Below are 22,860 nucleotides of genomic sequence, written 5' to 3'. Positions count from 1 at the left end.
TACTCCTTTGCCGGCCAGACCCGGATGGACGAGATCACCGGCGGCTCCCCGTATGGCGCCACCACCATCGCGGGCGGTGACGGCTCGCGTCAGCCGAGCCAGAACGAGCTCGAGGGCGCCCGGTTCCAGGGTCGCCATGTGGCCGAAATTGCCGCAAAGCTGGAGCACGGCGCCGGCGAGCGCGGACCGGTGCCGCCGGAGATGCAGAACCCGACCGAGACGACGGGCGGCACCGCCGGACAGCCATGACCACCGTACGCTGGAGAGCGCGAGATATGGTATTTCACGTCCCAGCCCGTACAGGCTTCATCATGGCACTGGCCGCTGTGATGAGCGGATGTGTCGCCGTGCAGGAGCGAGCGGCCGTGCCAAGCCCCCAACTCGAGGCTGCTCAGGTCGGCGGCTATGGCGACATCCGGTTCTGGGGCGACGCCGTCACCCCGACGATCGAAGCGGTCATCCGCCGCCAGTATCAGCAAGTCAGAGAGGCATCTCGTGCCGGCGAGCCGGGAGCCAGTACCCGGAAGGCTGACTTTCTCGCCATCTCGGGTGGCGGGGGCGAAGGCGCCTACGCGGCCGGATTCCTCACCGGCTGGACCCGGAGCGGGCAGCGCCCCCACTTCGAGGTGGTGACGGGCGTCTCCACGGGCGCCCTGGGGGCTCCCTTCGCCTTTCTTGGTCCTGCCTATGATGGCGTGCTGCAGGAAATCTACACCCGTTACAGCGACAGCGATCTTGTCATGGATCGTGGGGTCCTCGGCCTGCTGGGCTCGTCCCGGTACGACACCACCCCGCTCAAGCGCCTTCTCGAACGCTATATGACAGACGATGTGTTGGATGCGATCGCGCGGGAGTACGGGAAGGGACGCCGCCTGCTCGTACAGACCACCAACATTGACGCCCAGCGGCCGGTCATCTGGGATCTCTCGGCCATCGCAGCCAGTGGGCAGCCCGATCGGCGTGAGCTCATCGTCCGGATCCTGCTCGCATCAACCGCGCTGCCGGGCCTCTTCCCCGCCGTGCGGATCCGCGTGGATGCAGAAGGACGCACCTACGACGAACTGCATGTCGACGGCGGCGTCACCGCTCAACTCTTCTTCGCGCCCCCTCGGACCCGCTTCGCCCGCTTCGAGCAATTGGCGTTCGGCCATGCACGAGAACGCACCCTGTACGTCATCCGCAACGGCAAACTCACGCCCGATTACAAGCCGACTGAGGAAAGAGCCCTTCCGCTGGCGACCCGCTCCATCATGACCCTGACGAAGTACCAGGGCCTGTCTGACCTGCGTCGCCTGGACCGCATCGCCCGGGAGACCAACGCTCGGGTTCTGTTTACCTCCATCCCGCCGGACTTCACGAAAGCCGCCCGATCGGAGTTCGACCGCGAGTACATGGGCGAGCTCTTTCGCGCCGGCGAGCAGATGGGGATGTCGGGACGAGCCTGGCGCTCGAGCCCACCGCCGGCACCCGCATTGGCTTTGTAAAGAAGATCGCGTGCAAAAGAGGGACAAACGAGCCGCAATCCAACGAAGAAGGTTGGAGCTTCACCATCAAGCAGTTGATCCACTACTAGATACAGGACAAGACTCATGTCAGATGCAAACGCGATCCGCGAGCACATGGAAGTGATCGGAGCCGATGGGGTCCATATCGGCACCGTCGACAAAGTGGAGGGCAACCGCATCAAGCTGACCAAGGCGGACAGCGGTATGGGCTCTCATGCGGGCCATCATCACTATATCCCAATGTCTCTGGTCGCAGATGTCGAAGGCAACAAGGTGCGGTTGTCGGCCAACGCCGATGTTGCTGTCACCTTCGAGGAAGAAGCCGGCGGGAGTTCCTGACGGCCCGAGGAATCTGACCTTAGTACAGTCCGAACGCCTTCAATTGCTCGGCGATCAGCTTCCTCGCCACGCCTCAGGCCGCAGCTTCAGGCGCCTGAGATCAGCCAGAGCGCATCAGATAAAAGGACTGTGGCACGAGGCGGCAGGCAACGGGACCCCGTGCCACAGTCCGCGATTGTCCCACTTGCCGCAACGCCTCATGCCAATTTAGGCGGCTTATCGGGCCTAAGCCGATCGCCTATCTCCTGCCCGTCCGCTTGGTTCATCTCGAAAGCGAAAAGGCATTTTCATTATGGAACTTATCACAACCCCCTTCGGCTTCAGTTCGACGGCCGACGAAGTCGTCAGTGGCGTTGATCTGACTGGCAAGCGCATCATTGTGACTGGAGGATCCTCCGGGATCGGTATCGAAACGGCCCGCTCACTTGCCCGTGTCGGGGCCGAAGTGACGCTGGCTGTCCGCTCGATTGAAGCCGGTGAGAAGATCGCGGCCGAGATCAAGGAGGACACCCGCAACCCAAACGTGTCTGTCCGGCGCCTGGATCTTTCAAACCAAGGCTCGGTGAAGGAGTTCGTGACCGCTTGGGACGGCCCCCTGCATGTTCTCATCAACAATGCCGGCATCATGGCCCTGCCCACGTTGGAACGGACGCCTGAGGGCTGGGAGATGCAGTTCGCCACCAACTTCCTAGGACACTTCGCGCTCACCGTCGGCCTGCATCGGGCTCTGGCGGAAGCCAATGGCGCGCGGATTGTATCGGTGAGTTCCAGCGCTAATATTGTGGCGCCTGTGATCTTTGACGACATGCATTTCGATTTTCTGCCCTATGACCCGTTCGTCGCCTATGGCCAATCGAAGACCGCCAATGCACTTCTGGCGGTTGAGGCTACCCGACGTTGGGGCAAGCACGGAATTCTCGCCAATGCCCTGAACCCCGGCGCGATCGCAACCAATCTTCAGAAACACATCGGCGGCGTGAAAACTCCGCCCGAGCAACGCAAGGCGCCGCAACAGGGCGCGGCAACTTCGGTGCTGCTGGCAGCATCACCCCTGCTGGACGGCATTGGTGGACGCTACTTCGAGGACTGCAACGAGGCTGTGACCGTTACCAAACGTCCCGACGGATGGAACAGCGTCGCGCATTATGCACTCAGCGCGGACAATGCCGAGCGGCTGTGGAACGTCGCGTCGCAGCTGGTCGCTTGACGTCTATGCTTCCGGCTGTCGCATACGCAGCGGTACCCCCCACCTTGTCTCAAAGGATTCAGCCATGACACGTTCGAAACGGCGTCTCCTCCGGCGGCTTGAGAAGCCCCGCCGCCACAGAGCGCCATGCCTTGTCGCCGCATCGATTGGACTGCTCAACATGACAGCGGTTGTCACAACTCTGCTCAGCATCGAACCTATGCTCTGATGAAAATTTGAGGCCGGAGGGCCTGCCGTCGTGGCGAGGGAGGTCCTTCCGGCCTCGAGTCAGTTCAAGACCTCACGTCGGCGGAATACGTCCACCGGCGTGGGCTGCAACAAAACATTCACCGTTGCAATTTCGCGATCAGGTCACACTTCACCGCAGCGTCATTTCTCCGCCGACCTCGAACTCTCCTGTTTTCTTGTCCATGACGCAGACATAGGCCAGATCAGACTTTCGTGACGTCCCTCCCTTGATGAGAATGGCGGTGCCGTAGTTTTGAGTTCCGAACGGATCCACGTTGGCGTCAACCTTGCCGAGGCGCATCGAACGCGCTTTCGCAAGGCAGCCGGCCCGCACCTTGTCCCGCATCGCCTGCCAGGCATCCCCGGAGCTGGCAAATGCCGATGTCATTGCACCCAGTCCAATCGCTACCGCTAGTCCAATTCGCAACATCAATCTTAGGCTCCTTTTTCCCAATGAGGTCCGTTCAACGACGTCACGTACAGTTTCCAGCCTTCGGCGGGAAGAGCTGCCGTCGTAATCATGACGCGCTCGTGATGAGCATCCGCGCAATCGTTGGATTGCACGGCAACACACAGGATTTGATTGCCTCTTTGATAAGCAAATTGCATAGTCACGCCGCCGATAACGGCCACTGATCCTTTATGGATTGACAAAATACTTCTCACTTTTTTGGAATTGAACTTCGGGCCTCTTTGGGCGGCCCGCTTTTCATCTCTGGCCGTAGCCGGCCCTGAACCTAACCTTTGCCGAGAAGGAATGGATTTCATGCGCAAGGTTGACGTCTACTTCCTCGCGCTCGCCAGCCCGTGTTTGGTGTTCAGCGTCATGCTCGGGTTGGGAATGGGCATCGCGCGGGATTTCTCCTTGACCCACATGCATTCTCACCTGAACCTGGTGGGATGGACGTCACTGGCGCTGTTCGGCCTGACGTATCGCGCCTACCCTGTTCTGGCGGAGAACAGGCTCGCGAAGATTCACTTTCTGATCTCTGCACCCAGCGGCATCCTGTTTCCAGCCGGGCTTTACTTCCTCATCGCTCATGATCAGCCCGCGCTGGCCGTGGCTGCCGCCATGGTCTGGCTCACCGGCGCTGCCCTGTTCTGCGCCACGCTCGTTCGGTTCGCGTTGGCAAAGAACCCGGCCTGAGGCCATTTTTGTCCTATAATCTCTCGCGGCAACGCGGAAAAACCCGGTCGGCTTCGAGCCGGCCGGGCCTGCACCAGAGATGCTGATCCCTTATCGAGTGGGTGAGTTAGCGACCTTCTCGGCGGCCGCTTTGATGACCCTGGCCACCGTCTCCGGTTGCGACACATAGACGGAATGGCTCGCCTGGGCCTCGGAGATCGTCGCTCCGGCTCGTTTTGCCATCATCCGCTGGGCGTCCGGTGCAATCATCCTATCCTGTGCGGTGACGATGTACCAGCTTGGTTTCGACTTCCAGGCCAGCGTGCTGATCGTCCCCTTCAGGGCTTCCTCTCCCCAAGGGGTCTGGGAGTCGGCCATGAAAGACGCGGTCTGCGGATCCACATCCGCCGCAAAGGACTCGTGGAACTTTGCCTTGTCGACCATCAAAGCTCCGTTCATCGGCACAATGGGCGCCACAGGAGCCCCAGGCACCGGCTTCGAGTTGATCGAGGCGACGGATTCGCCCGCATCCGGAGCGAAGGCCGCAATGTAGACCAAGGCCGCGACCTTGGGGTCGTTGCCGGCCTCGGTGATCACCATCCCGCCATAGGAATGGCCGACGAGGATCACCGGCTTGTTCTGTGACCCGATAACCTGCTTTGTGGCGGCGACATCGCCGGCAAGCGACTCCGTCGGGTTCTGGACGATGCTGACGTCGTAGCCGTCCTTCTTCAGGATGTTGTACACGCCCTGCCAGCCGGATCCATCCACGAACGCGCCGTGAACCAGAACAATCGAACTTTTAGGCTCCGCGGCAGCTACCGGTGGCACCGCGGCGAGAATGGCGGGAAGCGACAGGGTTGCCCCGAGAAGCTGCATCGTTAGTGAAGCCATGCGATCCTCCTTCGCGGCTGCGGATGTTCGAAGGTGAGGGCTCCGCCTCCGCAGCCGCAACCTGCGGGCGCCACCCGCTCCCGACAAAAAGAAGCGCCCCGCCACCGGCAGAGGCGCTTGGAGGTCTCGGGAGAAACGACCTCGATCGAGGACAAGGCCATTGTGCCCGATTTATGAGACTATAGCTGCAGCGAAAGGTCCCCTGAGTTACGCGATCTTGCGCTGCATGCACCAATCCTGCGCAAATCGGCTTAGCGTACTACGGTCCGAGGCTTTGCTGCCTCGCAACCAGCCATCAAGCCGCCTCGATACAGCCTTCGCAGACGTCGACCATGAAATGGGATCGCATGAAAGCGATATACTCCTCCTCGGATGTTTCCCGCCTCGCCTTGATCATCGGCTTGATGTCGTCGGTCGCAGCATAACGCAGCCAGTCCGATCCATCGGTGGCCGCCTCGTAGATGACTTTGGCGACATCCTCACCCGTTGCGGTCGCGGCGGCGCCCAGCTTCTCGAAGACGGCCTGGGATCCTGCAACGAACGCGTCATAGTCCGACAGCGTTGTCACTTCGGCAGCCTCGGAGCCGTTCCGCCGGACGAAGTTGGTGCTGAGCGACCCACCCGGCTCGACCAGTTTGACGGTGATCCCGAGTGGAGCCAGCTCGTAGGACAGAGCCTCGGAGAAGCCCTCGAGGGCAAACTTGCTGGCGCAGTAGAGCGAGAGCATCGGCAGGCCGAACACGCCTGCGCCGGAGGTGACGTTGAGGATCAGACCCGCCTTGTTCTGGCGGAAATGCGGCAGGATCGCACGGGTCACATCCATGGTGCCGAAGACGTTGACGTCGAACTGCTGCTGGATTTTGTCACGCGGCGTTCCCTCGAACACGCCAAAAAGTCCAAATCCGGCATTGTTGACCAGGGCATCGATGCGCCCAAATCGCTCGATCCCGGCGTGGATGGCTTGATCGATGCTGGCGGAGTCCTGCACATCAAGCCGGGTCACGAGCACACCGTCCAGCCCGGAGAGGTCTTTCTCCGCGTCGGGATCGCGCATGGTCGCGATCACATTCCAGCCTCTCCCCGCAAAGTACCGTGCGCTGGCCTTGCCGAACCCGGACGAGCATCCGGTGATCAATACAGTCTTCTTCATTGCTGTGTCCTATCAGGAGAATTGCGTCCGAGGGGCGATCTAGACATGGTCTTCTCTTGCGATAAGACGCATATTCAGGGATGAGACGCCGCAGGAAGCGGGACAATGAGAAACGATGGCCTTCTGGAACTCAGAGCCATGGTGTCCGTAGCAAGCCACCGCAACTTCCGTGCGGCCGCGGCCGATCTCGACATGTCCTCGTCCGCCCTCAGCCGCGCCGTCGCCGCGATGGAGGCCCGCATGGGGGTGCGCCTCTTCCATCGCACCACGAGGAGCGTTTCCCTTACAGAAGCCGGCGAGCAGTTTCTGGCTCGCGTCAGCCCGGCCCTGCGGGAGATCACGGATGCCATGGATCTGGCAAACGCCTTCCGCACCACGCCTGCCGGCACCCTGCGCATCAACACATCTCAAGGCGCAGCCCAGTTGATCCTGGAGCCGATCGTTCTCGAGTTTTTAAGGCGCTATCCCGACATGAGTGTCGACCTGTCCGCCGAGGGCCGGTTCGTCGATATCGTCGCTGAAGGCTTCGATGCCGGTATTCGGCTGGCCGAAGCCGTGCCGCAGGATATGATTGCCGTCGCGATCGGAGGTGATCATTCGATGGCGGTTGTTGGCTCACCAGAGTACTTCAAGGAGCGCAAGAAGCCGAAAGCACCCGCCGACCTCCTGGAACACGAGTGCATCCGGACCCGCCTGCCGAGTGGGACGCTCTATCGCTGGGAGTTCTCCAAGCACGGCGAAGAGATCGCCCTCGACGTGAAGGGGCGCCTAACATTGGACAATTACACGCTTGCCATTCAGGCAGCTCTCGCTGGTGCCGGGCTCATCTACACCAGCCTTTCCTTCCTGCGTGACCACATCGCTGAACGCCGCCTGGTCCGCGTGCTCGACGATTGGACGCTGCCTTTCCCGGGGCTCCGGCTTTACTATCCTGTCCACCGCCACACCTCGGCAGGCCTGCGTGCCTTCATCGACCTCGTTCACGAGATGGCGAGGTCAGGCACCGGGCGTCAGCTGCGTCGACCTCAAAGGGTGCCATCCACCTGAGCAGCTACGGATTCTTCGAAGTCGATGATACGGAAGTGGCTGCCGCCACCGACTTCGTCCTCGAGGCTGCCCGGGAGGCCGTGAACAGGGCGGCCGCGGCACTGCATTAAGGATTCGTCGCAGAACCCTGCAGTCATCTATCAAACGGGCGGACGTGGCTACTGTTCATCCTGGGAGCCGATTTCCGCGATTAGCTTCTCGGCAGCCTTGAGGAAGGCACGCAGGGTCCTCAGCCTCTTGTAGTCCTGCTCGGTGACCTGCCGCTCCAGAACAATTGTGTAGGCTGCAATTCTCAGCAGCAGGGCATCAACCACTTCCTCCTGGGTCAACTCTCCATCATCGGGGTCTTTCCTCTTGGGCATCGGGATGTCCGTTGAACGCGCCGTTGAGATCACCTGTCAAAGATCCGAGCGCGGAGCTTAGGTTGTTGCTCCTGATTGCAGGCCCGAGGCTGGCCGGCTATTCCTGCCGCCGAGGAAGCCGGCTTGCGATTGTTGCCCGACCGAAGGCAGTCCGCCATCCCAAGATCTTAGGAGAGTCAAGTCAGCAGGGTTGTAACTCACCGATCCGCAGGGCCACGACCACGGCGTGCGTGGTGTTGGCGGCATTGAGCTTGCGCCGGATGTGGTCCAGGTGCGTGATGACGGTCGCCTCCGAGATCCCAAGCAAAGCCGATGTTTCCCAGGCGCTCTTGCCGGCAGCCGCCCAGACCAGAACTTCCCGCTCCCGCGGCGTCAGCCTGCGTCTCGCAGGGGGCGCCTCACCAATAAGAACCCTGAGCCTTCCGTAGGCTGTGAGAGCAAGAAGGTGAGCGGCCGCCAACTCCTTGGGTCCCGCATCGATCTTCCGGTCGTGGGCAAAACTGAACGCGGACTGCCAGCCTGTGGCGCTGCAGATCGGCACACAGAAGCCGTCATGGAGGCCGAATTCGGCGGCCTCGCCCATCATCTGCTTGGAAAGAGTTTTATCCCTCCGGTAGGGAGCTCGGTCCCAGAGGAAGGGAGAACTCGTTGCGAGCACGTTCTGTCCGATCGGGTCGACCTCGAAGTAGTTCTGCGAGCAATAGCGTTCAAACCAGCCGTCGGGCCAGCAATTGAGGAGAACAAGAGGCTCCAGGGGGCGGTTCAGGAGCGGGAGGCCGGTCACGATGAACGAAGAGAAGCCTAGTTCCGCAACAATCAAGCTGATTGCCTTCATCACCGCTTCAACGTCCGACAAGGTCTCCCAGGTCTCGACAAACCCGAACACCGTCTCGATATAGCCGCGGTTCGGGGCCATCCCGGGCTCCTGAGACCATCCCAATTAAAGTCCTACTCTTGGTTATACATTCCTAGTTGTCAATCGTGGAGACAGAACCTACCGACATGGGAAGATAGCGCGGGCCTCCGGTGGCAATAACCGCTGCTACATAATCGCCATCGGCCCTTCCGCTGAGCAAGTGATCCGCACTGTCCAGCGAAAGGAAGCTTCTGTCATCGCCTCTTACACTCTGAGGATTGAGCAGCTTCATGCGTTTGCCTATGTGAGACAATACCGCTTATCCCCGGCTAGGCGTTAGAAGGTGATTGCCAGAATCTGTCGTCTATTGCGGAACTCTGCGGTTTGCGCCGAGGAACTGGAACTTCGAGCCGGTCCGCTCGTCAACTAAAAGAGTTTTTTGTCTACTACGAGAGCACAATAGATATCGTGCTTGAGTGGTTCAGACCTGATCATAGCTCGCCTGATCTCAAAACATGTTGCGGAGTACTGCCCTCGCCCGAGTGACTTGGGATCAGGGCTTGGTGCTCACGATAGACTTGCAGCCGGCCTTGGCACCTGAAGCGGAGCTCTGATGGGTAGGTTCAAGATCAGGACACCTGCGCTCGCCGGTTGGTGTCCTCTCTTCGGACTTTCGTTGCCTTTATCCTGAAGATTCGCGCGAATTGACGTTATCGCTAGACTGTCCGCGACCTGAGGCAGTTCATCGAACGCGAACTCGACGATCTTGGAATCTCCCGCAAGGAGATCAATGTCATTGCACGCCAGAATGTAGCCTCATCAACCACTTCGTGAACGCATCCTCGCGACGGAAAGAGAATAATTGATGAAGACCTATCACAAGAACCCCGAGGCCCTGTCGCTGCTGAACCCAGAGCAGTACCAGGTGACACAGAAGGGCGGGACGGAGCGGCCCTTCGACAATGATTTCTGGCACAATGACGAACCTGGGCTTTATGTCGACATTGTCTCGGGAGAGCCGCTGTTTGCCTCGTTCGACAAGTACGACAGCGGCAGCGGCTGGCCCAGCTTCGTCAAGCCGATCGAGGCCGACAACATCATAGATAACCGCGACACGAGCCACGGCATGGTGCGAACCGAGGTGCGCTCGGCCCACGGCGACAGCCACCTGGGACACGTGTTCCCCGATGGGCCGCAAGAGGCCGGCGGGTTGCGCTACTGCATCAACTGGTTCTGTCGCAACTCTTTCTATCCTATGGCGGGGTTATGGCCTGCGCTGGCGAGAGGGTGACGCGAGATGTTCAAGGGCAGGCAATTTGATCGGTCGGTGATCCTGCTCTGCATGCGGTGATATCTGGCTTACAACTTGAGCCTCCGGAACTTGGAGGAGATGATGGTCGAGCGGGGCATCTCCGTCGATCACGCCACCATCGGGCGCTGGGTCGTCCGTTACTCACCCGAATTGCTGGAGCGCTTCAATTCACGCAAGCGGGCCGTCACTGGAAGGTGGCATGTCGATGAGACATACATCAAGGTGCGCGGGCGCTGGATGTATCTCTACAGGGCCACCGACAGTAATGGCGACACGGTCGAATTCTGGGTCAGCGAGCGACGCAATCTTGCCGCCGCCAAACGGTTCTTGAGCAAGGCTCTCAAGCAGCATGGCCGACCCGAGCGGATCGTCATCGATGGCAGCCAATCCAACCGCGAGGCGATCCTGTCCTGTGACGCGACGAACCGGTTGGAGGATCGATCACGACGGGAGTTAAAGCCGATCCGGATTCGGCAAAGTCGCTACTTGAACAATCGAATTGAGCAGGATCACCGTGCCGTCAAAAGGCGGGTTCGCCCAATGCTTGGGTTCAAGTCAGTGAACAGCGCCCGTGCGATCATAGGCGGCATCGAGATGATCCACATGATGCGGAAGGGACAGGCGAAGTATGCCTGCAATCCAGGCCTTTCACTTGCGGAGCAGTTCGAGAGGCTCACCGCATAAGTGCCTACCGTTCACTCTGGCATCACTTGTGTCTATTGCAAGAGATTGCGACAGAACCGACAGCTTGACAGCAGTTCAGGGATCGCCCCGCATGGATCCAGCAGGTGTGACGCATATCGAAATTGTGCGGGCGATTGAGCGGCTTCATCGGCGCTCCCTTGATCTGGTTTGGGCCGATCTGATCCAGGCTAGCGTCGATGACTTAAGCCCCTCTCAGGTCATGATGCTGTTCACCATTGGGGCCGGAGAGCTGTCGGTCCGGGATTTGATCGAGCGCGGCTACTATCTCGGATCGAACGCCTCTTATAGTCTGAAGCGGCTTGTCGAGGCCGAGTACATCGTTCGAACTGCCTCTGAGAGAGATCGGCGCTCAGCCCGCATTAAGCTTTCCGAAAAAGGACGACGCCTCTGCGAGATGATCAAGCAGATCGACAAGTCTTACCGTCAGATCGTCACAGGCAGCGAAGAAGAAACCCAGGATCTTGAGATTACCTTCCGCACCCTCAAGCGCCTCGAGCAGATATGGAGCAACGCATTGCGCTACTGGGAAATCCCTTCGGAAGAGTAAGGCTCCGGAACCAAGCTTGGCTCGAACTGCGTGATCAGATGCAGGTTCCGCCCCCTTGGGGAAACTCTTAGACACTTATTGAGTCTACTTGCCTCCATGAATGAGCCTATAGATCGCTAGATTGTCGTCGCTGTACCCTGATTAAAACCATTTTTCTGTGCGATGAGTGCGCTGAAACAAAGGACAACGGCCGCAGGGCAACCTGAGCGTCCGCGAAAGAACGGAATTTGCAGGGAGATTAAAAATGGAAGCCCTGGTGCTTGAACGTAAGGACAAGCTCAGTTTGCGTGACTTCCCGGTCAAGGAAACGCTGGGACCGCGAGATGTTCGCATCGCCCCTCGAACGGTTGGGGTCTGCGGCAGTGACGTGCACTACTACACTCATGGGGCTATCGGTCCCTTCGTGGTGAAGGAGCCGATGATCCTCGGGCACGAGGCTGCGGGCCAAGTTCTGGAGGTTGGCTCTGCGGTAACCGAGCTGAAACCGGGAGATCGGGTTTGCATGGAACCTGGCATCCCTGATCCAAGGAGCCGCGCAACGCGCCTGGGCAAGTACAACCTCGATCCGGCGGTGAGGTTCTGGGCCACGCCTCCGGTGCATGGGGTTCTCCGGCCGACCGTGGTTCACCCAGCCGACTTCACTTTCAAGCTGCCGGATCATGTCAGCTATGCGGAGGGCGCCATGGTCGAGCCTCTGGCGGTGGGCGTGCATGCCGCCACCAAGGTTCAGGTGCAGCCTGGGGATCTGGCTGTTGTCATCGGTGCTGGCCCGATTGGGATGGTAACAATCCTGGCAGCTCTTGCGGCCGGCTGCTCGCGCGTGATCGTCAGTGACATTCACGAGCCGAAGCTGGAACTAGCGAAGACCCTTGGCGCAGTGCTCCCGGTCAATGTGAGGAGCCAAAGGCTTGCCGATGTCGTCAGCCGCGAGAGCGACGGCTGGGGAGCGGATGTCGTCTTCGAGTGTTCGGGCTATCCGCCGGCCATGACCGAGATCTTCGATCTCGTCTGCCCCGGAGGGAAGGTGGCGCTCGTCGGCATTCCTCTTGAACCGTTCGCCTTCGACGTGAGCAAAGCGCAGGTGAAGGAAGCCCGAGTCGAGAACATCTTCCGCTACGCCCATGTCTATCCACGCGCGGTGGCAATGATCGCTTCAGGCAAGATCGACGTTAAGCCCTTGATCACCGACCGCTTCGCCTTCAAGGACAGCGTCGAAGCCTTCGACTTCGCGAAAGCGATGCCATCGGCTTCGGTCAAGGTGCAGATCGAGCTGCCCGGCTAGGCGCGGCCGCCTGCGTTCAGATAGCGCTGCAAGGTTGCGCGGGTGCCCTCGCGCCAGAGGCTCGTCAGCGCCGTGTTAAATCGGGAGCAGAAGAGCGAGGAATCGGCAAGGTCGCCGAAGGTATCGCGAAGCGCCAGGAAGGCGGAAGGATCGTCCTTTGCGGCCAGGGCGGCCGGTTTCAGGTGGCTCGCGTTCGGATCGTCGAGACTGAAGGGCTCGCCCGCATCAGTGGTGCCAGCGCAGTAGCGGCACCATAGAGCTGACTCAAGAGCAAGCCCCGTCACATCCGCCCCTGCCTTCAAGCGATCGCGGGTCGAGGGCAGGATGAATTTGGGCTGGCGGTTGGAGCCGTCCTGGGCGAGACGGGGGATCGTGTCTCCCACACCGGGATTGGCGAAGCGGCTGGCGATCAGCCGATAATAGTCTTGAAGATCGACACCAGGAACCGGCGGCACATGAGGGATGATCTCCTCGGCCTCCAACTTATCCAGGAAGCCCCGCACCAGCGGATCCGCCATAGCGTCATGCACGAAGTGGATCCCGAGAAGTCCTGCCGGATAGGCGATAGCCGCATGGCCGCCATTGAGGATGCGCAGTTTCATCAGCTCGAACGCCGCCACATGGGGCGTGAAGGTGACGCCTACCTCCTCCAGAGCGGGCCGGCCGGTCGGGAAGTTGTCTTCGAGCACCCACTGGCGGAATGGCTCGCAGAAGACAGGCCAGTTGTCCTGGATGCCGAAGCGCTCGGCGAGAATGGCGCGCTCCCGGTCCGTAGTCGCCGGAGTGATGCGGTCGACCATGCTGTTGGGAAAGGCTATCTGCTCGCGCACGAAAGCTGCCAGCGCGGGATCAACGAGGTCGGCAAGCCCCGCCACGGCATCCCGTGCTACCTGCCCGTTGTGGGGGATGTTGTCGCAGGACATCACCGTGAAGGGCGCAAGCCCCCCGTCGCGCCGGCGCCTGAGCGCTGTCAGGAGAACACCAAAGACTCCTCTGGGAGTATCCATGTGCGCCGCGTCATGGACAATGTCCGGGTGCTCGGGGTTGAAAGCCCCGGTGGCCGGGTCGATACAGTAGCCGCCTTCCGTGACGGTCAGGGACACGATCCGCAGGCCGGGATCATCGAGGGCATCGACGATGGCCCGGCCATTCTCGCCAACAGGCACGAACCCCACCATGGAGCCGGTCACCCGGGCGACATCGACGCCGGGTTCGAGTTCGACCACCGTAGTCAGCCAATCCTGGGGCTCAAGCGCCTGGCGCATGGCCCTGTCGCCGGAACGGATGCCCGCGCCGATCAAGGCCCAGTCATGGTCTTTGCCAGCGTTGAACAGGTCGTCCAGGTAAACCGCCTGGTGGGCGCGGTGGAAGTTTCCGACGCCGATATGCAGGATGCCGGGACGGAGCGCCTCGCGAGCGTAGTTCGGCCGGGCAACTGCCGCCGACAGTTTCGCGAGATTGGCAAGATTCAGGCTCTGGCTCATAACAGATGGACCTAATGGGATAGGAAAGAGACATGGCTCGGCGAAACAGCCAACCGCGCATCGCTCATGCGGGAAGCTCCCATGATAATGTCAACGGCCTTGTCTGCAATGGCGAGCACCGGCGCGTTGGTGTTGCCGCTGGGAATGGTGGGCATGATGGATGCATCGATGACCCGCAGCCCCTGAACGCCCCGGACCGCAAGGTTCGACGTAACGACCGCATGGGGATCGTCCGCACGGCCCATGCGGCAGGTGCCGACCGCATGGTAGTTCGTCTTCACGGTTCTTCGGCAGTGGTCAGCCAGAGCCTCATCGGAAGCAACCTCAGGTCCGGGGAAAATCTCGGTCTGTACCATCTCGCGCACCGGGCTTGTCGCCAGGATCTCTCGCGCATAGCGCAGCCCCGCTATTGTGAGGCGAAGATCGTCTGGATCGCCAAAGAATTGCGGGTCGACCTGCGGCAAGGCGTTGGAATCCGCCGATGCAAGCCGCACCGACCCGCGCGCCTTCGGGCGCAGCAGGCATGGGTTCAACGTCACGCCATGGGTCGCCTCCACACCGGAGACGTCGCGGTCGAGGTAGACCGTCGGTACGCAATAGAGCTGAATCGAAGGCCGCTCATTGCCATCGGGATCAATGAACGCGCAGGCCTCCACGCCCGTTGTGGTCACCGCTCCCGACTTGAACATCACGTATTGCAGGCCGTTGCTCAACATCGCCAAACCGCGATCCTGACCGAAGTAACCGAAGGCGCCGGAGGTTGTCGCAACGACCGGAACCTCGTGATGATCCTGCAGATTTTGACCGACGCCCGGCAGATCGGTTTCAATCCCTATCCCATGACGGGACAACTCGTCCGATGGCCCGATCCCGGAAAGCATCAGGACCTTTGGGGTCATGTACGTGCCGGCCGCGAGGATCACCTCCGCATCGGCGAAGACCGTTGTCCGCCCCCCTCGGCCCTGCAACTCCACCCCCGTCGCCCGGCCTTTCTCCAGAAGGATACGGGTGACTGTCGTCTCAGTCTCCAGGGTGAGTTTCGGATTGGACAGCACGGGACCTAAGAAAGCATCGACCGCGCTGCACCGGCGCCGCGTCGCCCAGTCGATGGTGTGCTGCATGAAGCCGACGCCGTCCTGCTGGGCACCGTTGAAGTCGGCCGTGTAGGGGATGCCTCTCGCCTGCATGGCCTGCACGAAGGCGCGGCTCATGGCAGAATGCTGCCCTAGATGCGAGACCTTCAAGGGGCCGCCAACCCCATGATAGGGCTCACCGAGGTGATCATTGCCTTCCTGCCTGATGAAGTACGGCAGTAGGTCCCGATAGCTCCAGCCGGCTCCGCCCAGGGCCTCGTCCCATCGGTCGTAGTCCTCCGCTTGGCCCCGGATGTAGACCATGGCGTTAACCGCGCTCCCTCCACCCAGCACCTTCGCCTGGGGCACAATGGGAGCACGGTCGCCGAGCTTAGGCTGCGGAATGACCCGGTGCATCGTCAGATAGGTCTCTCGGGCGAGGAACTTCATGTATCCTGCAGGCATGGACAAGATGCGGCTGGCCCGGCGCGGTCCGGCCTCCAGAAGCAGCACGCGGGCGCCATGCTCGCCCACGAGGCGGCCTGCCACGACGCATCCTGCGCTTCCGCCGCCCACAACGATGTAGTCGAAATGTCTCGGCACTATGGCTCGCCTCCTGGGACGAAGGCTTCAGCTGGCCTTGCGGGTCGGCAAGCGACGCAGGTTAGCGAGGGGATGGCGCTCCATGCGCTCGATCGCGAGGCCCTCACCATCGAACAGGTGGCAGGCTGCCGGATCGAGCTTGATCGAAATGCGCTCATGCACACCTGTCGGAATTTCGCCATCGGCTTGCACGATCAGCATCGTGCCATCGTTGAGCTGGGTATAGAGGAAGGTTTCGCCCCCAAGGCGTTCCACGACCATCACTTCCCCAAGGAGCTCACCCTCCCCTGCCAGCCGCATGTGCTCGGGCCGAACTCCAAGCGTCACCGCATATCCAACCTTTTGACCGCCGGCCCGGACCGGAATGTCGAGACTGGCTCCGCTCGGAAGCGCGATTGTCGTGGCGGTGTCCGTAACCGCTGTGACTTTGGCCGGAAGGAAGTTCATCTTCGGGCTGCCGATGAAGCCCGCCACGAACTGGTTTCTGGGATGATGATAGAGTTCCAGAGGCGTGCCTGCTTGCTCGACAATGCCGCTCTGCAACACCACGATCTTGTCCGCCATCGTCATGGCCTCGATCTGGTCATGCGTGACATAGATCATGGTGGCGGCCAGCTCATCGTGCAGCCGGGCCAGCTCGATGCGCATCTGAACCCTTAAGGAGGCGTCGAGGTTCGACAGTGGCTCGTCGAACAGGAAGACCTTGGGCTTGCGCACGATCGCCCGACCGATTGCAACGCGCTGCCTTTGTCCGCCTGACAGTTCCTTGGGCTTGCGGTCGAGCAGGTTGTCGAGATGAAGGATGCGGGCGGCTTCCGCCACCTTCGCGCGGCGCTCCTCCTTGGGAACACCCGCGAGCCGCAGGGAAAATCCCATATTGTCCGCCACAGACATGTGCGGGTAGAGCGCATACGACTGGAACACCATCGCGAGCCCGCGCTCGGAAGGCGGAACATCGTTGATCCGCTGCCCGTCGATCATAAGATCGCCTGCGGTAATCTCCTCAAGCCCGGCGATCATGCGCAGCAGAGTCGACTTTCCGCATCCTGAGGGACCGACGAAGACGCAGAACTCCCGATCGTCGATGGACAGATCGATCCCTTTGATCACCTGCACCGCGCCGTAGTTCTTCTGAATGCCTTTGAGTACGATGGTCGACATTGCACCTTTCCCGTTTACTTGACGGCGCCGAACGTGAGGCCGCGCACCAACTGGCGCTGGCTCATCCAGCCGAACACCAGAATGGGCGCAATGGCGATGGTCGAGGCGGCGGAGAGCTTGGCCCAGAACAATCCTTCTGGCGCGGAGAACGAGGCAATGAAGGTCGTGAGCGGCGCTGCCTCGGAGGTTGTCAGGTTGAGGCTCCAGAACGCCTCGTTCCAGCACAGGATGATGGACAGCAATGCCGTCGACGCAATTCCAGGCAGCGACAGCGGCAGGAGAAGCATCCAGACCTCCTGCTTCGGTTTGGCCCCGTCCATGCGCCCAGCCTCGAGAATATCCTTCGGCACTTCCTTGAAGAAGGTGTAGAGCATCCAGACCACGATCGGCAGGTTCATGAGCGTGTAGACCACGATCAGGCCCCAGCGCGTATCGATGGCGCCCGTGTCGCGAAACAGAAGATAGATCGGGATCAGGACGCCGACAGCCGGCATCATCTTGGTTGACAGCATCCAGAGCAGCAGATCCTTCGTTCGCTTGCCGGGAAAGAACGCCATGGCATAGGCCGCCGGCACGGCAATGAGCGTTGCCAGCAGGGTGGCGCCAACGGAGATGACGATGCTGTTGATCGCGAAATGGACGTAATCGGCCCGCTCGCGGACAGTGATGTAGTTCTCGAGCGTCGGGGTGAAGAAGAGTTGGGGCGGGGTCGCCACCGCCTCGACCTCAGTCTTGAAGCTCGTCAGGATCATCCAGAAGATCGGGAAGAAGATCAGCCCTGCGGCCAGCCATCCAACCACTGTGAGAACAAGGCGTTCGCGGGTTTTGGGATGCATGGCCATTCCTTAATCAGCAATGTTCTTGGCAATCGACCGCACTAGGAAGACCGCAACGATGTTGGCCAGGATCACGGCGATGACACCAGCTGCGGATGCACCGCCGACATCATATTCGCGCAAAGCCCGCAGGTAGATTAGGAAGGCCAGATTGGTTGAAGCAAGACCAGGGCCACCCGAGGTGGTGACATAGATCTCGGCAAAGACCGACAGCAGGAAGATGGTCTCAATCATGATGACCACGCTGATGGCGCGGCCGAGGTGGGGCAGAATGATGAAGAAGAACATCGAGAACGGCCCTGCCCCGTCCATGCGCGCCGCTTCCTTCTGCTCGCTGTCGAGAGACTGGATGGCGGTGAGCAAGATCAGCAAGGCGAAGGGCAGCCACTGCCACGCGACGATGATGATGACGGAGGTGAGCGGGAAGCTGCCGAAGAAATCGATTGCCGGTAGGCCCAGGGAGCGGGTGAAGAACGCAAACAACCCGTTGACCGGGTGCATCAGCATGTTCTTCCACACCAACGCACTCACGGTCGGCATCACGAAAAATGGAGCGATGGCGAGCAGGCGGGCAATGCTGCGCCCGTAAAAATCCTGATCGAACAAGACGGCCAGCAGGGTGCCGAGCCCCACGGTGATCACGAGCACCCAGAAGACCAGGAAGATCGTATTGATCATGGCCGTCCAGAGGGACGGATCGGTCAGCAGAAAGGTGTAGTTCTCGAACCCGGCAAAGCCGCCAACCGTCGGGTCGAGGAGGTTGTAGTACTGAAACGAGAACCACAGCGTCATCGCCAAAGGCACGATCATCCACAGGAACAGGATGACCACCGATGGCGCGACCAATGGCAGGGTTTTGACATTGCGCTGGCTGCGCCCGCCGACCGTAGTCGATGTGCCAGGGACTGGGGCAGCTGTCGTGGTGCTCGCCATCTCGAACGCTCGCTGCTGGAGAGAACGACCGGCAGGCGCAGAAGGCCTGCCGGCTGCGTGACAGCTAGCTTATTTCGGGTAGCCCGCTTGCTTCATCGTCCGCTCGGTGGAACGTTGTGCGGTCTCCAACGCCTGCTCTACGGTCGACTGCCCAGCCAATGCCGCCGCAATCTGTTGACCAACGGCCGTACCGATACCCTGGAATTCGGGGATCGCCACATATTGGATGCCGATATAGGGAACAGGGTCCTTGGTCGGCTTGGTCAGGTCGGCATTGACGATCGAATCGTAGACGACCTTTGCGAAGGGTGCCGCCTTTTGATACTCGGGATTGTCGTAGGTCGACTTGCGTGTGCCGGGAGGAGCCGCCACCCATCCGGCCTCGCTGCCGACCAAGGTGATGTATTCCTTTGAGGTTGCCCATTTCACGAAGGACTTGGCCGCATCGGTTTTCTTCGAGGATGCCGGAATCCCCAGGGACCAGGCCCAGAACCAACCGGAGCCGTTGCTCGTCACCTGCATCGGCGCTGCCGTGAAAGCGGTCTTGTCTGCTACCTGGCTTTCCTTGGGGTTGTAGATGTAGCCGGCAGCCGAAGTAGCATCGACCCACATGGCGCAGTGCCCAGTGGCGAACAGCGCTCGGTTCTCATTGTGCCCGTTTGCGGTCGCACCAGGTGGTCCGTAGTCTTTCATGTTCTTGACGTAGTAGTTGACGGCGTTCTTCCAGGGCTCAGTGGTGAGCTGCGGCTCCCACTTCTCGTTGAACCAACGACCGCCGAAGGCATTCACCATCGGGCCAATGAAGGCCATGTTCTCACCCCAGCCCGGCTTGCCACGTTGGCAGAAGCCGTACTGCTCCTTGGACTTATCGGTCAGCTTCGCAGCATACTCGGCAATCTGATCGTAGGTAGGCTTGTCCGGCATCTTAATGCCAGCTTGGTCGAATAGGTCCTTCCGGTAGAACGTGAATGAACTCTCCGCATAGAATGGCACCGCATAGAGCTTCCCGTTGAAGGAAAGGCCGTTTTTCACGGATGGGATGATGTCAGCGTAGTCGTAATCAGCACCCAGATCATCAAGGGTGACGAGCCAGTTCTGCTTGCCCCAGATCGGCGCCTCGTAAGAGCCAATCGTGATGATGTCAAACTGCCCGCCCTTGGTAGCAATGTCAGTAGTCGCACGCTGTCTGAGAACGTTTTCTTCAAGCACTACCCAGTTCAACTTGTTGCCCGTTGCCTGCTCCCATTTGGGTGACAGGCGCTGCATGATGATCATGTCAGCATTATTGACCGTTGCGATCGTCAAAGTCTGGCCTTGAGCGAAGGCTAGACCTGTGCCTGCAATCCAACTCACTGAAAACAACAGCGCAACTTTTCCTGTTTGCATATCTTCCTCCAGAGATGAATTTTATGCTGGATTGTGGTTCTATTGAAGAGATGTTGTCACGGCGATTTCTGTTCGTCAATTGAACAAGCAACGATCATACTCGTGAAGATCACGCTGTTTACTGAGCGATCGGTGAGTTACCATGGAGCGTCGACTCCTGGATAATCGATTCATCTTCTGGAGGACTTGTCAGTGTGAGGAACTTTCCTAGTTAGGCCCACCGAAACGCGATTATACAACGGCTCTTGCCTCGATCTCGGCCGCCTAAGGCGGCAGCGGGGGCTGTCGCAACAATTTGTTGCAGAGTTTCAGATAAACCTCTCTCGACTTCAACGACGGAGGGTGGCGTGTTCAAGGGCAGGTATTTCGATCGATCCGTGATCCTGCTCTGCGTCAGATGGTATCTGGCTTACAGCCTGAGCCTGCGCGACCTTGAACAGATGATGGCCGAGCGCGGGATTTCCATTGACCATACTGAACAACGGTCTCATCAACCTTGAGGAAACGGTAATTGTGGATGTGGAGGCCTCCCGGGCCGTCCGTCAGGCTGCGGTAGGGGCTACCCGCACCATGCTCAAGCGCACGGCTGAGCGCTTCGGCCTCAAGCCCTAGCGGCCGGCGGCTGACAGCGCCTATAGCTCGGCCGAGATGCTGCACTGGCTCGTGGACGAGCAGAAGATCAACCCGCGTGTGCCGGCGATCGACAAGTCCGAGTACCAAGACGGCACCTTCTCACGGGCGGACTTCAGCTATGACCCGGAGGCGGACACCTACACCTGTCCCGAAGGCAGGATCCTGACGGCTCGGGATCGATGGAGGGCCGGCCTGTGGTGCTGTAGAAGCCGGTCAGGTGCTGGCGCAGCCCGGAGCAGTCGACGAAGCGGTCAATGTGCCTCAGCAGGTGATCGGACGGGACATGGTCTTCGAGCCGGAACTCATAGAACAGGCTCTCCTGCATCACGAGACGTTCGCCCATCATGGTCCGATCTCCCCGCTGAGTATGCCCCATCAGGGAATCATGATCCGCCGCCGTTAACGAGGACTTTTTCAACGACATCGGCCATTTCCGGACCTTCAGGGATCTGACACATCGATCCTACTATCACAACCTGACAGCATCTTGTGCTAAGCTTGGGTCGATGTCCCGCGCCGAACGCCTTTTCGACCTCTTGCAGATCCTCCGCCGTCACCGCCACCCCGTGAGCGGCGCAGTGCTGGCCAGGGAGGCAGGAATTTCGCTGCGTACGCTCTACCGGGATATCTCCTCGCTTCGGGCCATGGGCGCGCAGGTCGAGGGCGAGCCGGGGATCGGCTATGTGCTGAAGCCCGGCTTCCTGCTCCCTCCCCTTATGTTCTCCGCCCAGGAGATCGAGGCGCTGGCGCTCGGCCTGCGATGGGTTGGACGGCGGACCGACGAGGGACTGGCACAGGCGGCCCGCAACGTCATGGCCAAAGTCGCCGCCGTGCTCCCGGGCGACCTGCGCGAGCGCATGGAGGACAACGCCCTTGTGGTTGGCCACGGCTGGGACAGGCCGCAGCCGGTCGATCTCGCACTGCTGCGGCGTGCACTGAACGAGGGGCGCAAGATGTCCATAAGCTACAGCGACGAGAAGGGCGCACGCTCCGAGCGGATCATCTGGCCCGTATCGATCGGCTTCTTCGAATCGACCCGCGTGCTGGTGGCCTGGTGCGAGCTGCGGGACAGCTTCCGGCATTTCCGCACCGACCGGATCGAGGCGGCGGAGATCCTGCCCGAACGCCTGCCCCGGCCGCGCCGGCAGCTCATGAAGGAATGGCAGAAAACGCTGCTGCCAGAATCTGACAGCAGCGTGCGCTATTCAGTCCCCTGTTCACATCAAGCCAGGGAGACACCCATGAGGCAAGACACCAAGAGCGCAGACCTCGTCTTCTACACCAACCCGCAATCGCGCGGGAACATCGTCCAATGGATGCTGGAGGAGATCGGCCGTCCCTACACCGTTAGGGTGCTGGAATACGGCACCACGATGAAGGCGCCGGAATACCTTGCCGTCAATCCCATGGGCAAGGTGCCGGCGATCCGGCACGGCGCGACCGTCGTGACGGAGGCCGCCGCCATCTGCATCTATCTCGCCGACGCCTTCCCCGAGGCGGGCCTTGCACCGGCGCCCGAACATCGCGGGGACTATTACCGCTGGCTCTTCTTCACCGCCGGCTGCCTTGAGCCTGCCGCCACCAACCACATGACCGGCTGGAATCCGACTCCCGATCAGGAAATGAGCTTCGGCTACGGCTCCTATGCGCGGGTGCTGGACTCGCTCTCCGCCTGGCTCGAGGGCCGCACCTATGTGGCGGGCGACCGCTTCACGGCCGCCGATGTCCTTCTTGTGAGCCAACTGCAATGGGGCATGATGTCGGGCATGATCGAGAAGCGCCGCGCCTTCGAGACCTATGTCGCGGCGCACGTCCAGCGCCCTGCCGCGAAACGGGCGGACGAGCAGATCGAGAAGCTGGCGGCGCAGCAGGCTTCGAAGGCGGCGTGACACCGCGCTGAAGCTCTTGAACAGGGTGTTGTCCTGCCGGCCAAGACGGCAGGACAACACGTGTTATGCTCAGCGCCAGAACCCAAAAAAAGTCAGAAGCGAAACAGCTGAACGTCTCCTTGGGGTGCAGCCTGTGTGGAAACGCTTTGATCTGCTAAGCTGATCGTGGTCGGCGGAGGTCGAGATGAAGCGTTTCGTTGAGATTGAGGGCCGTCGGCAGGCGACCCCGCTTCCTGACTGCCTGGATGATTATTCTGCTTTGTCGCCGCCGCGTCTGTTCGGTGAAACTGGCTGAGGACCAT

21 protein-coding genes and 5 pseudogenes are annotated in these 22,860 nt (G+C 60.5%); 13 read left to right on the top strand and 13 right to left on the bottom strand.

Annotation, left to right across the window (positions count from 1 at the left end; translation table 11 throughout):
* The 4 genes and pseudogenes from IC232_RS20985 to IC232_RS20970 form a co-directional block, all read left to right on the top strand.
* Window positions 1–249: pseudogene (locus IC232_RS20985) on the top strand (NAD(P)H:quinone oxidoreductase); the annotation flags it as partial.
* 26 nt (window positions 250–275) lie between these two features.
* On the top strand, window positions 276–1,484 hold the full coding sequence (locus IC232_RS20980) for a patatin-like phospholipase family protein (protein ID WP_190846897.1): 1,209 nt from the start codon (window positions 276–278) through the stop codon (window positions 1,482–1,484).
* Window positions 1,485–1,589: 105 nt separating this feature from the next.
* Entirely contained in the window at window positions 1,590–1,844 is a 255-nt protein-coding gene (locus tag IC232_RS20975; RefSeq protein ID WP_190846896.1) for a DUF2171 domain-containing protein, read from the top strand.
* A 292-nt stretch (window positions 1,845–2,136) separates the two neighbouring features.
* The gene (locus IC232_RS20970) at window positions 2,137–3,051 is read left to right on the top strand and encodes an SDR family NAD(P)-dependent oxidoreductase (protein WP_190846895.1); all 915 of its coding nucleotides are present in this window, start codon (window positions 2,137–2,139) and stop codon (window positions 3,049–3,051) included.
* Between the two features lie 358 nt (window positions 3,052–3,409).
* Here IC232_RS20970 and IC232_RS20965 read toward each other — a convergent pair whose 3' ends face one another.
* A complete protein-coding gene (locus IC232_RS20965) occupies window positions 3,410–3,712 on the bottom strand; it encodes a hypothetical protein (protein ID WP_190846894.1) in 303 nt (100 codons plus the stop codon).
* 2 nt (window positions 3,713–3,714) lie between these two features.
* Window positions 3,715–4,047 carry a hypothetical protein gene (locus tag IC232_RS20960; protein ID WP_190846893.1) on the bottom strand — a complete coding sequence of 111 codons (333 nt, stop codon included), beginning with the start codon at window positions 4,045–4,047 and terminating at the stop codon, window positions 3,715–3,717.
* On the opposite strand from IC232_RS20960, the gene IC232_RS20955 reads away from it, so the two are divergent.
* Entirely contained in the window at window positions 4,046–4,426 is a 381-nt protein-coding gene (locus IC232_RS20955; protein ID WP_190846892.1) for a hypothetical protein, read from the top strand. The genes IC232_RS20960 and IC232_RS20955 overlap by 2 nt on opposite strands.
* Window positions 4,427–4,516: 90 nt before the next feature.
* Here IC232_RS20955 and IC232_RS20950 read toward each other — a convergent pair whose 3' ends face one another.
* Both IC232_RS20950 and IC232_RS20945 read right to left on the bottom strand, forming a co-directional pair.
* Window positions 4,517–5,299 (bottom strand): alpha/beta hydrolase, encoded by a 783-nt coding sequence (locus tag IC232_RS20950; RefSeq protein ID WP_409564949.1) that lies wholly within the window; start codon window positions 5,297–5,299, stop codon window positions 4,517–4,519.
* Between the two features lie 295 nt (window positions 5,300–5,594).
* Window positions 5,595–6,449 carry an SDR family oxidoreductase gene (locus IC232_RS20945; RefSeq protein WP_190846891.1) on the bottom strand — a complete coding sequence of 285 codons (855 nt, stop codon included), beginning with the start codon at window positions 6,447–6,449 and terminating at the stop codon, window positions 5,595–5,597.
* 105 nt (window positions 6,450–6,554) lie between these two features.
* Here IC232_RS20945 and IC232_RS20940 point away from each other — a divergent pair, with 105 nt between their 5' ends.
* Entirely contained in the window at window positions 6,555–7,496 is a 942-nt protein-coding gene (locus tag IC232_RS20940) for a LysR family transcriptional regulator (RefSeq protein ID WP_190846890.1), read from the top strand.
* A 158-nt stretch (window positions 7,497–7,654) separates the two neighbouring features.
* On the opposite strand, the gene IC232_RS20935 is transcribed toward IC232_RS20940, so the two are convergent.
* Window positions 7,655–7,858, bottom strand: coding sequence for a hypothetical protein (locus IC232_RS20935; protein ID WP_190846889.1), 204 nt, complete (start codon window positions 7,856–7,858; stop codon window positions 7,655–7,657).
* Between the two features lie 181 nt (window positions 7,859–8,039).
* On the bottom strand, window positions 8,040–8,774 hold the full coding sequence (locus IC232_RS20930) for a helix-turn-helix transcriptional regulator (protein WP_190846888.1): 735 nt from the start codon (window positions 8,772–8,774) through the stop codon (window positions 8,040–8,042).
* 805 nt (window positions 8,775–9,579) lie between these two features.
* On the opposite strand from IC232_RS20930, the pseudogene msrB reads away from it, so the two are divergent.
* The 4 genes and pseudogenes from msrB to IC232_RS20910 form a co-directional block, all read left to right on the top strand.
* Window positions 9,580–9,942, top strand: a pseudogene (gene msrB / locus IC232_RS20925) (peptide-methionine (R)-S-oxide reductase MsrB); the annotation flags it as partial.
* A 126-nt stretch (window positions 9,943–10,068) separates the two neighbouring features.
* Window positions 10,069–10,710, top strand: a complete 642-nt coding sequence (locus tag IC232_RS20920) for an IS6 family transposase (RefSeq protein ID WP_246812315.1) — start codon at window positions 10,069–10,071, stop codon at window positions 10,708–10,710.
* 91 nt (window positions 10,711–10,801) lie between these two features.
* On the top strand, window positions 10,802–11,278 hold the full coding sequence (locus tag IC232_RS20915; protein ID WP_190846886.1) for a winged helix DNA-binding protein: 477 nt from the start codon (window positions 10,802–10,804) through the stop codon (window positions 11,276–11,278).
* 244 nt (window positions 11,279–11,522) lie between these two features.
* Window positions 11,523–12,560, top strand: a complete 1,038-nt coding sequence (locus IC232_RS20910) for an NAD(P)-dependent alcohol dehydrogenase (protein ID WP_190846885.1) — start codon at window positions 11,523–11,525, stop codon at window positions 12,558–12,560.
* Here IC232_RS20910 and IC232_RS20905 read toward each other — a convergent pair.
* The 6 genes from IC232_RS20905 to IC232_RS20880 form a co-directional block, all read right to left on the bottom strand.
* Window positions 12,557–14,044, bottom strand: a complete 1,488-nt coding sequence (locus IC232_RS20905; RefSeq protein ID WP_190846884.1) for a mannitol dehydrogenase family protein — start codon at window positions 14,042–14,044, stop codon at window positions 12,557–12,559. The genes IC232_RS20910 and IC232_RS20905 overlap by 4 nt on opposite strands.
* Window positions 14,045–14,055: 11 nt before the next feature.
* Entirely contained in the window at window positions 14,056–15,720 is a 1,665-nt protein-coding gene (locus IC232_RS20900; protein ID WP_409564948.1) for a GMC family oxidoreductase, read from the bottom strand.
* A gap of 27 nt (window positions 15,721–15,747) precedes the next feature.
* Window positions 15,748–16,881, bottom strand: coding sequence for an ABC transporter ATP-binding protein (locus tag IC232_RS20895; protein ID WP_190846883.1), 1,134 nt, complete (start codon window positions 16,879–16,881; stop codon window positions 15,748–15,750).
* A gap of 14 nt (window positions 16,882–16,895) precedes the next feature.
* Window positions 16,896–17,723: a carbohydrate ABC transporter permease gene (locus IC232_RS20890; RefSeq protein ID WP_210335447.1), complete on the bottom strand. Its 828-nt coding sequence runs from the start codon at window positions 17,721–17,723 to the stop codon at window positions 16,896–16,898.
* A gap of 3 nt (window positions 17,724–17,726) precedes the next feature.
* A complete protein-coding gene (locus tag IC232_RS20885) occupies window positions 17,727–18,650 on the bottom strand; it encodes a carbohydrate ABC transporter permease (protein WP_190846881.1) in 924 nt (307 codons plus the stop codon).
* Window positions 18,651–18,719: 69 nt separating this feature from the next.
* A complete protein-coding gene (locus IC232_RS20880; RefSeq protein WP_190846880.1) occupies window positions 18,720–20,036 on the bottom strand; it encodes an ABC transporter substrate-binding protein in 1,317 nt (438 codons plus the stop codon).
* Window positions 20,037–20,383: 347 nt separating this feature from the next.
* Between IC232_RS20880 and IC232_RS20875 the strand changes: the two are divergent.
* Window positions 20,384–20,512: pseudogene (locus IC232_RS20875) on the top strand (IS6 family transposase); the annotation flags it as partial.
* Window positions 20,513–20,516: 4 nt separating this feature from the next.
* Window positions 20,517–20,849 (top strand): annotated as a pseudogene (locus tag IC232_RS32505) (IS5/IS1182 family transposase); the annotation flags it as partial.
* Here IC232_RS32505 and IC232_RS20865 read toward each other — a convergent pair.
* A pseudogene (locus tag IC232_RS20865) lies at window positions 20,839–21,015 on the bottom strand (IS5/IS1182 family transposase); the annotation flags it as partial. The pseudogenes IC232_RS32505 and IC232_RS20865 overlap by 11 nt on opposite strands.
* A gap of 160 nt (window positions 21,016–21,175) precedes the next feature.
* Here IC232_RS20865 and IC232_RS20860 point away from each other — a divergent pair.
* Window positions 21,176–22,558: a WYL domain-containing protein gene (locus IC232_RS20860; RefSeq protein WP_190846879.1), complete on the top strand. Its 1,383-nt coding sequence runs from the start codon at window positions 21,176–21,178 to the stop codon at window positions 22,556–22,558.
* The last annotated feature ends 302 nt before the right edge of the window (window positions 22,559–22,860 follow it).

The organism is Microvirga sp., assembly GCF_014699075.1.
Taxonomy (GTDB): domain Bacteria; phylum Pseudomonadota; class Alphaproteobacteria; order Rhizobiales; family Beijerinckiaceae; genus Microvirga.
This window is presented reverse-complemented; position numbering and strand designations above follow the sequence as displayed.

What these genes read in the sequence shown, in the direction of transcription:
- IC232_RS20980 (WP_190846897.1), top strand. Translation starts at nt 276, where the DNA reads ATGGTATTTCACGTCCCAGCCCGTACAGGCTTCATCATGGCACTGGCC.
- IC232_RS20975 (WP_190846896.1), top strand. Translation starts at nt 1,590, where the DNA reads ATGTCAGATGCAAACGCGATCCGCGAGCACATGGAAGTGATCGGAGCC.
- IC232_RS20970 (WP_190846895.1), top strand. Translation starts at nt 2,137, where the DNA reads ATGGAACTTATCACAACCCCCTTCGGCTTCAGTTCGACGGCCGACGAA.
- IC232_RS20955 (WP_190846892.1), top strand. Translation starts at nt 4,046, where the DNA reads ATGCGCAAGGTTGACGTCTACTTCCTCGCGCTCGCCAGCCCGTGTTTG.
- IC232_RS20960 (WP_190846893.1), bottom strand. Translation starts at nt 4,047, where the DNA reads ATGAAATCCATTCCTTCTCGGCAAAGGTTAGGTTCAGGGCCGGCTACG.
- IC232_RS20950 (WP_409564949.1), bottom strand. Translation starts at nt 5,299, where the DNA reads ATGGCTTCACTAACGATGCAGCTTCTCGGGGCAACCCTGTCGCTTCCC.
- IC232_RS20945 (WP_190846891.1), bottom strand. Translation starts at nt 6,449, where the DNA reads ATGAAGAAGACTGTATTGATCACCGGATGCTCGTCCGGGTTCGGCAAG.
- IC232_RS20940 (WP_190846890.1), top strand. Translation starts at nt 6,555, where the DNA reads ATGAGAAACGATGGCCTTCTGGAACTCAGAGCCATGGTGTCCGTAGCA.
- IC232_RS20935 (WP_190846889.1), bottom strand. Translation starts at nt 7,858, where the DNA reads ATGCCCAAGAGGAAAGACCCCGATGATGGAGAGTTGACCCAGGAGGAA.
- IC232_RS20930 (WP_190846888.1), bottom strand. Translation starts at nt 8,774, where the DNA reads ATGGCCCCGAACCGCGGCTATATCGAGACGGTGTTCGGGTTTGTCGAG.
- IC232_RS20915 (WP_190846886.1), top strand. Translation starts at nt 10,802, where the DNA reads ATGGATCCAGCAGGTGTGACGCATATCGAAATTGTGCGGGCGATTGAG.
- IC232_RS20910 (WP_190846885.1), top strand. Translation starts at nt 11,523, where the DNA reads ATGGAAGCCCTGGTGCTTGAACGTAAGGACAAGCTCAGTTTGCGTGAC.
- IC232_RS20905 (WP_190846884.1), bottom strand. Translation starts at nt 14,044, where the DNA reads ATGAGCCAGAGCCTGAATCTTGCCAATCTCGCGAAACTGTCGGCGGCA.
- IC232_RS20895 (WP_190846883.1), bottom strand. Translation starts at nt 16,881, where the DNA reads ATGTCGACCATCGTACTCAAAGGCATTCAGAAGAACTACGGCGCGGTG.
- IC232_RS20890 (WP_210335447.1), bottom strand. Translation starts at nt 17,723, where the DNA reads ATGGCCATGCATCCCAAAACCCGCGAACGCCTTGTTCTCACAGTGGTT.
- IC232_RS20885 (WP_190846881.1), bottom strand. Translation starts at nt 18,650, where the DNA reads ATGGCGAGCACCACGACAGCTGCCCCAGTCCCTGGCACATCGACTACG.
- IC232_RS20880 (WP_190846880.1), bottom strand. Translation starts at nt 20,036, where the DNA reads ATGCAAACAGGAAAAGTTGCGCTGTTGTTTTCAGTGAGTTGGATTGCA.
- IC232_RS20860 (WP_190846879.1), top strand. Translation starts at nt 21,176, where the DNA reads ATGTCCCGCGCCGAACGCCTTTTCGACCTCTTGCAGATCCTCCGCCGT.